This is a genomic window from Paraburkholderia sp. Tr-20389 (genome assembly GCF_017104565.1).
Classification (GTDB): domain Bacteria; phylum Pseudomonadota; class Gammaproteobacteria; order Burkholderiales; family Burkholderiaceae; genus Paraburkholderia.
This window is the reverse complement of sequence record NZ_JAAGPD010000015.1, coordinates 38,073-52,091: the sequence shown is the minus strand read 5'-3', so window position 1 is coordinate 52,091 and position 14,019 is coordinate 38,073. Positions and strand designations below refer to the sequence as shown.

9 protein-coding genes are annotated in these 14,019 nt (G+C 63.6%); 3 read left to right on the top strand and 6 right to left on the bottom strand.

From position 1 onward, the window contains the following. The first annotated feature begins 88 nt into the window (after positions 1 to 88). The 3 genes from G3N95_RS16780 (at position 89) to G3N95_RS16770 (ending at position 2,731) form a co-directional block, all read left to right on the top strand. Positions 89 to 1,423, top strand: coding sequence for an EAL domain-containing protein (locus tag G3N95_RS16780; RefSeq protein ID WP_205971210.1), 1,335 nt, complete (start codon positions 89 to 91; stop codon positions 1,421 to 1,423). 145 nt (positions 1,424 to 1,568) lie between these two features. After that, a complete protein-coding gene (locus G3N95_RS16775) occupies positions 1,569 to 2,132 on the top strand; it encodes a peroxiredoxin (RefSeq protein WP_205971209.1) in 564 nt (187 codons plus the stop codon). A 134-nt stretch (positions 2,133 to 2,266) separates the two neighbouring features. Then, complete coding sequence (locus G3N95_RS16770; protein ID WP_205971208.1) at positions 2,267 to 2,731, top strand: hypothetical protein; 465 nt, start codon at positions 2,267 to 2,269, stop codon at positions 2,729 to 2,731. Here the strand turns inward: G3N95_RS16770 and G3N95_RS16765 are convergent. From G3N95_RS16765 to G3N95_RS16740, 6 genes are all read right to left on the bottom strand, one after another. Beyond that, a complete protein-coding gene (locus tag G3N95_RS16765) occupies positions 2,728 to 2,889 on the bottom strand; it encodes a hypothetical protein (RefSeq protein WP_205971207.1) in 162 nt (53 codons plus the stop codon). The two genes, G3N95_RS16770 and G3N95_RS16765, sit on opposite strands and share 4 nt — an antisense overlap. A 712-nt stretch (positions 2,890 to 3,601) precedes the next feature. Further along, positions 3,602 to 6,895 carry an efflux RND transporter permease subunit gene (locus G3N95_RS16760; protein WP_205971206.1) on the bottom strand — a complete coding sequence of 1,098 codons (3,294 nt, stop codon included), beginning with the start codon at positions 6,893 to 6,895 and terminating at the stop codon, positions 3,602 to 3,604. 17 nt (positions 6,896 to 6,912) lie between these two features. Further along, positions 6,913 to 10,062 (bottom strand): MdtB/MuxB family multidrug efflux RND transporter permease subunit, encoded by a 3,150-nt coding sequence (locus G3N95_RS16755; RefSeq protein ID WP_205971205.1) that lies wholly within the window; start codon positions 10,060 to 10,062, stop codon positions 6,913 to 6,915. Between the two features lie 15 nt (positions 10,063 to 10,077). Further along, positions 10,078 to 11,484 (bottom strand): MdtA/MuxA family multidrug efflux RND transporter periplasmic adaptor subunit, encoded by a 1,407-nt coding sequence (locus tag G3N95_RS16750; protein ID WP_205971204.1) that lies wholly within the window; start codon positions 11,482 to 11,484, stop codon positions 10,078 to 10,080. A 479-nt stretch (positions 11,485 to 11,963) separates the two neighbouring features. Then, positions 11,964 to 12,800, bottom strand: a complete 837-nt coding sequence (locus G3N95_RS16745; RefSeq protein ID WP_205971203.1) for an IclR family transcriptional regulator — start codon at positions 12,798 to 12,800, stop codon at positions 11,964 to 11,966. Between the two features lie 623 nt (positions 12,801 to 13,423). Continuing rightward, positions 13,424 to 13,885 carry a PRC-barrel domain-containing protein gene (locus G3N95_RS16740; RefSeq protein ID WP_205971202.1) on the bottom strand — a complete coding sequence of 154 codons (462 nt, stop codon included), beginning with the start codon at positions 13,883 to 13,885 and terminating at the stop codon, positions 13,424 to 13,426. Positions 13,886 to 14,019: the final 134 nt, after the last annotated feature.

Here is a 14,019-nt window from a genome sequence, read left to right as displayed (position 1 = left end):
TTCCGTTAATCCGCCAGATGAGGCGGGGCGGCAAGCCCCCGATGCAAGCCCCGCATGCAAGCCGTTTTCAGAATTCAAGCTGTGAAAAATGCCTGATCCGTATCAAGACACTGACGATGCCGGCCGCCTCCAAACGTTTGCGCAAGCAGGCGCCGAGGAAGATGCGGACGAAGCGATCTCTTCGGCGCAGTTCGTCTATGTCGGGCGTCAGCCGATCCTCGACCGCGATGGCGCGTTGCATGCTTACGAGCTGCTGTTTCGCGGCAGCGCGCACAACTACGCGGAAGTGTCCGACGACGCGCAGGCCACGGCCCAGGTCGTGGTGCGCACGATCGGCAGCATCGGCGTGCCGTCCGTGCTCGGCTCGCACCGTGGCTTCGTGAACATCGGCCGCGATCTGCTGTTCGACGACATCGTGCATTTGATGGAGCCCGAGCGCTTCGTGCTCGAAATTCTCGAGACGGTCGAGTTCGACGAGCGGCTCATTGCCCGCATCGACGAATTGCGCCGCGCGGGTTTTCGCGTCGCGCTCGACGACGTGTGCGAACTGTCGCCGAATCTGTATGCCGCGCTGCCGTATGCGGATATCGTCAAGGTCGATTTTCTGGAGACGGACCGCGCCCAATTGCCGGGCCTCACGCAGGCGCTCGCCAGGCACGGCAAGACGCTGATCGCCGAGAAGGTCGAGACGCGCGAAGACTTCGCGCTCGCCCGCGAGCTGGGCTTCGACCTGTTCCAGGGTTACTTCTTCGCGCGGCCGCAGGTGCTGTCGACGCGCCGCACGCGTTCGTCGCGCACGTCGCTGTTGCGCCTGCTGGCGCTGCTCGCGCGCGATGCGGGCATCGTCGAACTCGAAGCCGAGCTGAAGCGCAATCCGAATGTGGTGATGCAGTTGCTGCGGCTCGTTAATTCCAGCGCATTCGGCCTGGGGCGCAATATCGCGTCGCTGCGCGAGGCGATCATCGCGACGGGCACGCGGCAGATCGCGCGCTGGGCGCAGTTGCTGCTCTACGCGGGCATCGGCGAACTGCCTTGGCGCTCCGATCCCCTCGTGCAACTGGCGGGTACGCGCGCGCGCTTCATGGAGCTGGCCGCGCGCTGGATTCACCCGAACGACGAGGCCTTCGCCGACGCGGCGTTCATGACGGGCGTGTTCTCGCTGGTGCATGTGCTTGTCGATTCGACGCCGGACGCGACGCTCGATCCGCTCGATCTGTCGCCGCTGATTCGCGATGCGATCGTCGAGCGCGCGGGGCCGATGGGTGCGCTGTTGAGCATCGCGGAAGCGGCGGGCGAGGCGCAGGATGCTGCGGCGATTGCGAGCGCGCAGTCGCTGGAAGAGTTCGCTGCGCTCACGCCGATCGTGCTCGCCGAGTTGAATCTGTCGGCGGCCGCGTGGTTCGGCGCGCATCTGGTTGAGTGATTCACGGCTCTGCGCTGCACGCCGACGCGCAAACGTCAAACGTGATCCAATATGGGACGGAAGCTGAAGGTCGCGATGCCGCGTGATGGATGGCGTCGCGAAGCCGATGCACGGAGACCGTGCGCTCACGATTCGAGGACTCGAGATGAAGCAAAAGATTGTGCCGTTCGCGCTGGCGGCTTTGCTGTGCGCGGGTTTGTCGCTGCATGCGCTGACGGCGTCCGCCACGCTGAAGCCGGGCGACGACGCACCTGACTTCACGACGCAGGCATCGCTGGGCGGCAAGACTTATACGTATGCGCTTGCCGATGCGTTGAAGAAAGGCCCTGTCGTCCTGTACTTCTATCCGGCCGCGTTCACGAAGGGTTGCACGATCGAGGCACATGAATTCGCGGAGGCCGTCGACGAATACAAGAAGTACGGCGCGACGGTGATCGGCGTGTCGCACGACAATATCGACACGTTGACGAAGTTCTCGGTCAGCGAATGCCGCAGCAAATTCCCGGTGGCCGCCGATCCCGACTCGAAGGTCATCAACGCGTACGACGCGGGGCTGCCGATGCATGCGTCGATGGCGAACCGTGTGTCGTATGTGATTGCGCCTGACGGCAAGATTATTTACGAGTACACGAGTCTCTCGCCTGACAAGCATGTCGAGAACACGATGCAGGCGTTGAAGCAGTGGGCGGCGACGCATAAGCAGCCATAAGGGCTTTTGACCGCGTGGCGGGTGGGTGGTGCAGCTTCATGCGCCTCACGCGCCGCGCTTTTCTCTACGTGCCGTTTGCTTCGCGTGAACGGATGCATTTCCTGCTGCTGTAGCGCACTTGCCGGACACGAGCCATGCCGATTGTCGTCGCGCTGTTTGCCCTGATCGCCTTGATTTACGGTTGTGTGCAGGCGTTTCATGTGCTGTCCGCGCATTTTGGCTTTGGCGTTGCCGTGGGCGTGGCGATTCTTTTTGCCGCGCTGGTGCTCGCGGCGCTTGCGTGGTGGTGGCGCCGCCACAAGGAAGTCTCGGCGAACATTCGCGACGGCGACTGGACCCATGAGATCAAGGGGGAGTGGGGCGGTGTACGGCTTGCTGCCGGCAAGCGGTTGTGCGACATGCAGGTCGCCGGTTTGCGCGGTTCGTATATCTTTGCCGATCTTCGCGGGGCGCAGCCCGTGCGGGATGGCGAGCGCTGGCAGGTGAAACTCGAGGTGAAAGATGCCGCGCATCCTGAGTGGCGTCTGCCGATGAGGTCCGAGCGCGAGGCTCGGCAGTGGGTCAGAATTTTTGATCTGGCAATGGTGCAGAAGCTTTAAGGTTTTTTCTTGTCTGCGACGCAGTCGCTGTTTGGGTTTTGGTCTCTTGCCTTTCGCTTTTTGCTTTCGCTTTTTGCTTTCGCTTTTTGCTTTCGCTTTTTGCTTTCGCTTTTTGCTTTCGCTTTCGCTGGCATCCGCGATTTCACGTCGATGTTCATGCGTTGCCCCTGTGCGGGGCGGCACTTACTTTCTTTGCCGCCGCAAAGAAAGTAAGCAAAGAAAGCGGGCTAACACCGCCAGCCTTTGTTCTTGCCTGCGGGCCCCCAACAGTTCTTACGCTTCAGGCGGCAACGCACTTGTTTTCGCGCGTTGCCAACGCGCTAAGGCACGCATCACCCTCTTCACACTCCCGCGTCACGACCCGCGTTACCAGGCGTCCACTGCCGCCCAGGTGGCAAACTGTGTGTAGGCCGTCTCGACGCAAATGCACCACTCCGGACTGAAAAGCGGGATCGGTGTCGTAGGATCGCCAACGCATACGGTGCGACAACCTACACACAGTTTGCCACCTGGGCGTCGCAAACCGTTCGCTGCCGCTGGCTGCGCTACGGGTGACTGGAGTGGGTGATGCGCCTGTTCAAGGCGGTGGCAACGGGCGTAAAACAAAGTGTTGCCGTGTGGAGTGCGGGACCCGTTGGGGGCCCGCAGGCAAGAACAAGGGCTGGCGGTGTTAGCCCGCTTTCTTTGCTTACTTTCTTTGCGGCGGCAAAGAAAGTGAGTGCCGCCCCGCACAGGGGCAACGCATGAACATCGACGTGAAATCGCGGATGCCAGCGAAAGCAAAAGCAAAAGCAAAAGCAAAAAGCCGAAGACAAGACCGAAACCCAACCGGCGAAGCCCGCGCCGAGAAGGCAAAAACAGCACCCACCATCAACTGGTCGGCTGCGCACCCCGGCGGCGCCCACGCCGCGCCTCCCACCGAACCCGAATCCGATCCATATAAAGATAAACGACGGGCGTGGTATAGAGCGTCAGCATCTGACTAACGATCAACCCACCCACGATCGCGAGCCCGAGCGGCGCCCGGAGTTCAGCGCCTTCACCGCGCCCGAACGCCAACGGCAGCGCGCCGAGCATCGCGGCGCAGGTGGTCATCATGATCGGCCGAAACCGCAGCAAACAGGCCTGCTCGATCGCATCACGCGAAGAAAGCCCCTTGCGCGACGCGTCGATCGCAAAATCGACCATCATGATCGCGTTCTTCTTCACGATGCCAATCAGCAATATCACCGCAATCAACGCGATGATGCTGAACTCCGTATTGAACAGCAGCAGCGCCAGCAGCGCACCCACCCCCGCCGACGGCAGCGTCGACAGAATCGTCAGCGGATGGATGTAGCTCTCGTACAAAATGCCCAGCACGATATACACGGCCGCGAGCGCCGCGAGAATCAGAATCGGCTGGTCGGACATCGATTGCTGGAACGCCTGCGCCGTGCCCTGGAAGCTGCCATGTATCGTCCCCGGCATGCCGATCTCGGCCATCGTCTGGTAGATGATCTGCGTCACGTCCGATAACGACTTGCCCGGCGGCAGATTGAACGAGATCGTCGACGCGACGAACTGGCTCTGGTGATTCACCGCAAGCGGCGTCGTGCCCGGCCCGAAGCTCGCGATCGCGGACAGCGGAATCATCGTTTCCTTCGACGTCGACACGGCCGCACCCGTCGACGCGCTCGACTTGCCGCTCGCCGCAATCGAGTTGTTCGCCAGATTCCGCGCGGCGTCCGACGCGATCGACGCCGTCGTGCCCGCCGTGCCGCCCGTCGTTGCCTTCGACGTCGCCGCCGATGTCACCGTGCCCGCCGTCGCGTTGGTCGACTGCGCGCCGCTCGCGCTGCCGCCCGACGTGCTGATCCAGACCTGGCTGAGGATGTCGGGGCTCTGCCAGTATTTCGGCGCGACTTCCATCACGACGTGATACTGGTTCAGCGGGTTGTAGATCGTCGAGACCTGCCGCTGACCGAACGCGTCGTACAAGGTGTTGTCGATCTGCGCGGGCTTGATGTTCAGACGCGCAGCCGTCGCGCGGTCGATCGTCACCATCGCTTCGAGTCCGCCTTGCTGCTGGTCCGAATTCACATCGGCGAGTTCGGGGCGCTTTTGCAGCGCCTCAGTCAGCAGCGGCGTCCATTTGTACAGGTCGGACGTGGTGTCCGACAGCAGCGTGAACTGATACTGCGCGTTCGACTGCCGGCCGCCGACGCGGATGTCCTGCACGGCCTGCAGGAAGGTGCGCGCGCCCGCGACGTCGGCCAGCGGCGCGCGCAACTGCTGGATCACCTGATCGGCGGAAATCTTGCGCTCGGACTTCGGCTTGAGCGACACGAACATGAAGCCCGAATTGGTCTGCCGTCCACCCGTGAAGCCCACCACGCTGTCGACAGCGGGATTCGCCTGGACGATCTTCATCATCTCGGAGAACTTCACTTTCATCGCCTGGAACGACGTCGACTGGTCGGCCTGAATGCCGCCGACGAGCCGCCCTGTGTCCTGCTGCGGGAAAAAGCCCTTCGGCACGATGATGTAGAGCCAGATGTTCAGTGCGATGGTGATCAGCAGCACCATCAGGATCAGCAGCGGATGACGCAGCGACCAGCCGAGCGTGCGTGCATAGCCGCGCTGCATCCAGTTGAAGCCGCGCTCGAGCCCGCGCGCGAAGCGGCCTTCTTCCTTTTTCTCATGCGGCTCGAACAGCAGGCGCGAGCACATCATCGGCGTGAGCGTCAGCGACACGATCAGCGACACGCCGATCGCGAGCGACAGCGTCAGCGCGAACTCGCGGAAGAGGCGCCCGACGATGCCGCCCATCAGCAGAATGGGCAGGAACACGGCAACCAGCGAAATGCTGATCGACATCACCGTGAAGCCGACCTCGCGCGCGCCGACGAAGGCCGCCTTCATGCGCGGCATACCGCTCTCGATGTGCCGCTCGATGTTCTCCAGCACGACGATCGCGTCGTCGACGACGAAGCCCGTCGCGATGGTCAGCGCCATCAGCGACAGGTTGTCGATCGAAAAGCCGAGCAGATACATCGCCGCGAACGTGCCGATGATCGAGATGGGGACGGCGACGCTCGGAATCAGCGTGGCGCGCCAGTTGCGCAGGAACAGGAACACGACCATCACGACGAGCGCGACGGCGATCATCAGCGTGTATTGCGTGTCCTTCAGCGACGCCCGAATGGTAGTGGAGCGGTCGGCCGTCGGCGTGACTTCGACGGCGGCGGGCAACGACGCCTTCAATTGCGGAATCATCGCCTTCACGCGGTCGATGGTTTCGATGATGTTCGCGCCCGGCTGCCGGTACAGGATCACGAGCACCGAGCGCTGGTTGTTCATCAGGCCGAGGTTGCGCAGATCTTCGACGGAATCGACCACTTCCGAGACATCGGATAGATGCACGGCGGCGCCGTCGCGATACGCGATCACCAGATCCTTGTACTGCGACGCTTGCTTCGCCTGGTCGTTGGTGTAGAGCTGGACACGGTTCGGGCCGAATTCGATCGACCCCTTCGGGCTGTTCGCGTTCGCCGATGCCAGCGCCGCGCGCACGTCCTCCAGGCCGATGCCGTAGTGGAACAGTGCTTGCGGCTCCAGTTCGACGCGCACGGCGGGATTCGCCGAGCCGCTCACGTCGACTTCGCCAACCCCGTCCACCTGCGACAGCGACTGTTGCAGCACGGTCGCCGCCGAGTCGTACAACTGGCCCGCCGTCATCGTCTTCGACGTGAGCGCGAGGATCAGGATCGGTGCATCGGCGGGGTTGACCTTGTGATACGTCGGGTTCGAGCGCAGGCTCGCGGGCAGGTCGGCGCGCGCCGCATTGATGGCCGCCTGCACGTCGCGCGCGGCGCCGTCGATGTTGCGGTTCAGGCCGAACTGCATCGTGATGCGCGCGGAGCCGACGGAGCTCGACGAGGTCATCTCGGTGACGTCGGCAATCGTGCCGAGATGCCGTTCGAGCGGGCTCGCCACGCTCGTCGCGACCGTCTCCGGACTCGCGCCGGGCAGGCTCGCCTGAATCGAGATGGTCGGAAAATCGACCTGCGGTAACGGCGCGACGGGCAACTGCGCGAAGGCGAACAGGCCGGACAGCGCAATGCCGATCGCGAGCAACGTCGTGGCGACCGGGCGCTGAATGAAGGGGCGCGACAGGTTCATCGTTTCGGCCTCTTCACTCAGACGTCCGCGTCGGTGGCGGGCGGACGCGCGGCGCCATTGCCGGACGAGTCGCCGTGCTCGTCACGATGAAAGCGCGCGCGCAGGCGCCGCGCAATCGAGTCGAAGCCGAGATAGATCACGGGCGTCGTGAACAGCGTCAGCAACTGGCTCACGATCAGGCCGCCCGCGATCGCGATGCCGAGCGGGCGGCGCAGTTCGGAACCCGCGCCCGTGCCGAGCATCAGCGGCAATGCGCCGAGCAGTGCCGCCATGGTGGTCATCAGAATGGGCCTGAAGCGCAGCAGACACGCCTGATAGATCGCTTCGCGCGGCGGCTTGCCGTGCTCGCGTTCCGCTTCGAGCGCGAAGTCGATCATCATGATCGCGTTCTTCTTCACGATGCCGATCAGCAGCACGATGCCGATGATGCCGATGATGTCGAGGTCGTGACCCGTCACCAGCAGCGCGAGCAGCGCGCCGACGCCCGCCGACGGCAGCGTCGAGAGGATCGTGATGGGATGCACGAAGCTCTCGTACAGCACGCCGAGCACGATGTACATCGTGACGATGGCGGCGAGAATCAGGAACAGCTCGTTCGAGAGCGACGCCTGGAACGCGAGCGCCGCGCCTTGGAAGCGCGTCTGGAAGGAGGCGGGCAGGCCGACGTCCTTTTCCGCCTGCTGGATTGCCTTCACGGCCTCGCCGAGCGACGCGCCCGGTGCGAGGTTGAACGACACCGTGGTGGCCGGGAACTGGCTCAGGTGCGTGACGAGCAGCGGCGCGGGCTTTTCGTGGAAGCTCGCGATGGAAGCCAGCGGCACCTGACCGCCCGACGACGTCGACGACGGCAGATAGATCGAGTTCAGCGACTCGGTGTAGTGCTGCATCTGCGGCTGCGCTTCGAGAATCACGCGATACTGGTTCGACTGCGTGAAGATCGTCGAAATGATGCGCTGGCCGAATGCGTCGTAGAGCGCGTTGTCGACGGTGGCGGGCGTGATGCCGTAGCGTGCCGCCGACGCGCGATCGATTTCCACATACACCGACTGGCCGTTGTTCTGCAGATCGGTTGCGACGTCGACGAGTTCGGGCGACTGCGCGAGACGCTCCATCAGCTTCGGCACCCAGGTCGCGAACTCGTCGATATTCGGGTCGGTCAGCATGAACTGGTACTGCGTCGGACTCACGGTCGAATCGATGGTCAGGTCCTGCACCGGCTGCATGTAGAGCGTCGCGCCCGGAATGTGCGACGTGTCGCGCTGCAACTGGCGGATCACCTGGCTCGCCGTCGCGTCGCGGTCGTCGCGCGGCTTCAGGTTGATCAGCATGCGGCCGCTGTTCAGCGTGATGTTGCTGCCGTCCACGCCGATGAACGACGTGAGACTGTCGACGTTCGGATTCTTCAGGATTTCGGCGGCGAGCTGCTGCTGACGTTCCGCCATCGACGCATACGACACCGACTGCGGCGCCTGTGTGATCGCCTGGATCACGCCCGTGTCCTGCACGGGGAAGAAGCCCTTCGGAATGTAGACGTACAGCACGGCCGTCAGCACGAGCGTGAGCAGCGCGACGACGAGCGTCGAGCGCTGGCGGTTCAGCACCCATTCGAGCGCGACCGCGTAGCGCGCGATCACCCAGTCGATGGCCGCATGCGCGCGCGCCTCGAAGCGGTGGCTTTCTTTCGGCGGCGTGTGGCGCAGCAGCTTCGCGCACATCATCGGCACCAGCGTGAGCGACACCACGGCCGAAATGACGATGGTCACCGCGAGCGTGATCGCGAACTCGTGGAACAGGCGCCCGACCACGTCGCCCATGAAGAGCAGGGGAATCAGCACGGCGATCAGCGAGACCGTCAGCGAGATGATCGTGAAGCCGATCTGCTTCGAGCCCTTCAATGCGGCTTCCAGCGGCGAGTCGCCTTCCTCGACGTAGCGCGCGATGTTCTCGATCATCACGATCGCGTCGTCGACCACGAAGCCGGTTGCGATGGTGAGCGCCATCAACGACAGGTTGTCGAGCGAGAAGCCGCACAGGTACATCACGGCGAGCGTGCCGATCAGCGACAGCGGCACGGACAGGCTCGGAATGATGGTCGCGTAGATGTTCGCGAGGAACAGATACATCACCAGCACGACCAGCACGACCGACATCAGCAGTTCGAACTGCACGTCGCGCACCGACGCGCGGATAGTGGTGGTGCGGTCGGTGACCACCTGCACGTCGAGCGCGGCGGGCAGCGACTGCTGCAGCGTGGGCAACAGCTTCTTGATGCTGTCGACCACCTGGATCACGTTCGCGCCCGGCTGACGCTGCACGTTCAGGATGATCGCGGGCGTGCTGTCGACCCACGCGCCGAGCTTCGTGTTCTCCGCGCCGGCGACGATGGTCGCGACGTCCGTCAGCATCACCGGGCGGCCGTTCTTGTACGCGACCACGGCCGACTTGTACGCGTCGGCGTCCGTCAACTGGTCATTCGCATTGATCGTGTAGGCGCGCGTCGGGCCGTCGAAGTTACCCTTCGGCGTGTTGACGTTGAGGTTCGAAATGGTGGTGCGCAGATCGTCGAGATTCAGTCCGTATGACGCGAGCGCGCGCGGATTGGCCTGAATGCGCACGGCGGGGCGCTGACCGCCCGACAGGCTCACGAGACCCACGCCCGCCACCTGCGAGATCTTCTGCGCGAGACGCGTGTCGGCGATGTCCTGCACCTGCGTGAGGGGCAGCGTTTTCGACGTGATCGCGAGCGTGAGGATGGGCGCGTCGGCGGGATTGACCTTGGCGTAGATGGGCGGCGCGGGCAGGTCGGACGGCAGCAGGTTGCCCGCCGCGTTGATGGCCGCCTGGACTTCCTGCTCGGCGACGTCGAGCGGCAGGTCGAGGCTGAACTGCAGCGTGATGATCGACGAACCGGCCGAGCTTTGCGACGACATCTGGTTCAGCGAAGGCATCTGCCCGAACTGGCGTTCGAGCGGCGCCGTCACCGACGAGGTCATCACGTCCGGGCTCGCGCCCGGATAGAAAGTCTGCACCTGGATGGTCGGGTAGTCGACTTCGGGCAGCGCGGACAGCGGCAGAAAACGCAGTGCGACGAGCCCGACCAGCATGATCGCCGCCATCAGAAGGGCGGTGCCGACCGGGCGCAGGATAAAGGCGCGGGATGGATTCATGCGGTCAGCCGTGCCTTATTCCGCCGACGTCTGCGACGCGTGCTTGTGACGACGCGCGCCCGATGCGCCCACTGCACCGGAAGCGCCCGATGCCGCATGCGCACCCGATGCACCCGACGCACCCGACGCACCGCGCGGACGGTCGGCGGGAATCGTGATCTTCGCGCCTTCCTTCAGCCGGTCCGAACCGTCGATCACGACGCGCTCGCCGACCTGCAGACCCGACGCGATGCTGGTGCGCTCGCCGTCGACAGGGCCGACCTTGACCGTGCGCACCGTCACCGTGTTGTCGGGTTTCACGACATACACGAATGCGCCCATCGAGCCGTTCAGCACCGACGAGGTCGGCACGATCACCGCGTCCTTCACCACGTTCACGAGCAGGCGCGTATTGACGAACTGATTCGGGAACAGCAGCCCGCCGTTGTTCTGGAACGTGGCGCGCAGCTTCACGGTGCCCGTCGTCGTGTCGATCTGGTTGTCGAGCGTTTCCAGATAGCCCGCTTCGAGCGATGTCGTGTTGCTGCGGTCGTAGGCCGTCACCGACATCTTCTGGCCCGTGTGCAGTTGCTTGAGGATGGCGGGCAGGTTGTCTTCGAAAGTGGTGAAGATCACGCTGATCGGCTGCAATTGCGTGATGACGACGACACCGTTCGTGTCGCTCGGTGTGACGTAGTTGCCGGCATCGACCTGACGCAGGCCGACGCGTCCCGAGACGGGCGCCGTGATGCGCGCGTACGTGAGATCGAGTTTGAAGGTGTCGATGTTCGCCTGGTCGGCCTTGACCTGGCCTTCGTACTGCTTGACGAGCGATGCCTGCGTGTCGACCTGCTGGCTCGCGATCGAATCTTGCGAGAGCAGCGTCTGATAGCGCTTCAGGTCGAGACGGGCGGTTTGCAGAAGCGCCATGTCCTTGGCGAGCGTGCCTTCGGCGTTCGCAAGACTGATCTGATACGGACGCGGGTCGACCTGCGCAAGCAGATCGCCGCGCTTGACCATCTGGCCTTCCTGGAACGCGACCGTCTGTAACGTGCCCGACAACTGCGTGCGCACGGTGACGTTGGCAAGCGGTGTGACCGTGCCGAGCGCGTTCAGCACGACGGGCATTTCGCCTTGCGTCGCGGCCGCCACGTGCACGGGCTGCGGCTGGTTCATGCCGCCGCCGGGGCCGCCGCCGCGTCGACCGGCACGCCCAGCCTGCGCGCCGCTTGCGCCCGTTGCCGCGCTCGCGCCGTCTGCGCTTTTGTTCCAGGGATGCCAGCGCATCAGCACGAAGCCCGCGATCAGCACGACGGCGACGATCAACGCGATCGTGCGGCCGCGATGGCGCTTGACGGCGCCGGGCCCGGGTTCGCGCCCGGGAGGCGGGCTGGCGGGTTCGGCGTGGCGTGATGATTCAGGCTGCTTTTTTTGTTCGTCCATCGGTTCGATCAGGTGGCTGGCTTGAAATGAAGCAAACGTTCGATGCGCGCCGTAGCTGCATACCGCACGCCGGGTTCTGTCGATCGCGCGTGCCTGCGCGATGTTAATTGATGCGATGGCTCATCGAGATGACCGTGACGTGACGGCGGCCGCGATAGCGGCAGACGCGTTGCCGGCATGATTGACGGCTCCTCCCTGTTGGCCGTACTGATGTTCGTGCCGCTGCGCTCCGTTGTCTTTTGCGCTGCCGGTGCAAACGCGCGCGGATGCGCAGGAGGCAGTCGCAGCTTTCCCGGGCGCGCGGGAAAGCATGATGCTACGTCCCGGGCGGAGTTACAGTCCAGCGGCGTATTTTTCGGCGGATTACGACGGTTACACGAGATCGGCGTGCCTGAAAGGTGTGCGTCAGTGACGCGTCACCAACAGGTCGCACGAATGCGAGGACTGCCCGACGTTGCCCGGACACGCCGCACGACGTCTCAGTCATCGAGCCGGCGCCCAGGCGTGCCGCCGATTTCGTGGACGATTTTGTCGATGGTCTCGAGCAACGCGGGGGCCGCCCGCGCTACCAGCCAATCGCGTGGACACTGATGTGCCGAGCCGCCGCAATTGACCGCGTAGCGTTCACCCGAAGGCCCGATGAAGCCGGCGGCGATTGCGTTCAGCCCTTCGTACCATTCGCCCGTTGCGATCGCGAAGCCTTGTGCCGTCGTCTCGTGCAATGCGGCATCGAGCCGGGCGCTAATGTTGCCCCAGTCGTCGCCCGCCGCGGCCTGCAGGCCGGCCAGCAGGTTCTGCCGGTCCGTTTCGGACAGGGCAGCCAGATAGGCGCGGCCGACGGCCGTGCGGCTCAGGTCCATCCGCGAGCCGACGTCGAGGCGCGATACCAGCACGGCGGAGCGTGGTTTGATGGCGTCGATGACGACCATGTCGAGCCGGTCGCGCACGGCCAGATGCACGGAGAGCGACGTGCGTTCGGCCAGTTCGATCAGGAAGGGCCGCGAGCGCGCGCGGATGTCGAAGTTGCGCAGAAAGCCGTTGCTCAACTCCAGCACCGACGACGTCAGCACGAAACGCTCGCTGTCCGGCAAACGGAACAGGAAGCCCGCGCTGACCAGCGTCGCGGTGATCCGGGAGACGGTCGGCTTGGGAATGCCCGTCAGCTCCGTCAGCTCGCGGTTGGAAAGCGGGGCGTCGGCGGCCGCGATCCTCCGAAGCACGGTGAGGCCGCGGGCGAGCGCGGTGACCTCGTCGCCCGAGCCGTCTTTTTCCTTCGCGGCATCGCCGGCGACGGGGCGCGTCGATGACTGGTTCATGTGGTTTTTATGAAACGCTATTTCAATATTGCGGAACGCGCTCAGCGGCACAGACCCGTCTGAAGCGCTCTCAGACCCTCTCTCAGCAAGGCCTAAGTGTCTTTTTTCCTACTACGATTCATTGTATAGGAATGTAACTTTTGGACCTCCGGAAGCGATTAAATTTTGCTTGACTTAGTCAGCATTACCATAAAAAATGGAACTATATTTCGAAAGTGCGCAGTAATCGTAAGTAAAAACGACATATCGCAGCGCGCGTCTAATCGCAGCGTTCGCGTCCCGTCAAGCAGTCTGCGCTTCGAAACCCCAATTTCTGCACCACTTTTCAGTACCGTCTCTCAGGTTCTAGCACGGCCCTCGGAATGGCTAGAACTTTTTGAAGGCGCCACGGCAACGTGGCGCCTTTTTTTTATCCGTCCGGTCGGTTTGCGAGCGTTTATCCAGCGGCGGGAAGCGGGCGGGCAGGGCGTGACGATATGTATTGACGAGTACGGCGTCAAAGCACGCATGCTACGCGCACCCGGCAAATGAAGCGCGGCGGCCGCCAGAATCCTGGCGGCCGCCGGCATGAGCATCGATGAAGGAAAAGTCGGCAGCGCGGCGCGGGCGCGCCGCTGTCGAAATCACAACCCCCGGTCGCGCATCGGATCGACGGAAGTCGACATCCAGTACGGATCGCGGTTGTAGTACTGGTGCATCTGCGTGCCCCAGGTTTCGTCGGCCATCGAAGGCCAGTGATCCTTGTCGAAGCCCGGTTCGTCCTTGATCCGCTGCGCGGTGATATCGACGCGGAATACCTTCTCGTCGGTATCGAGCGTCAGCGCACTCCACGGGATTGCGTGCAGATTGCTGCCCATGCCGAGGAAGCCGCCCTCCGACAACACCGCATACGCGACGCGTCCGCTGCGCACGTCGAGCATGATGTCCGAGATCTTGCCGACATGTTCGCCATCCGACGAGACGACCTTGTTGCCATCCAGCGTTGCCGCGGCCATCACTTCAGGCCCCGGACCTTCGCCCACGCCACCGCCGACGATGCCTGCGCCGGCATGTGCCGGGTTCATTTTCGGGTCAAGTGTGGTCATGATTTCCTCCTTTGGAAGTCCACGGAATGCGTAGCGCATCCGGCGTGCCTGTGAGCGTTCCAATCGAACGTCGCGTGAGGCCTCTCGCCGTCACGTAGTGCGGTGCGGATGGCGTAGTTCTCGCTGTGCAGGGT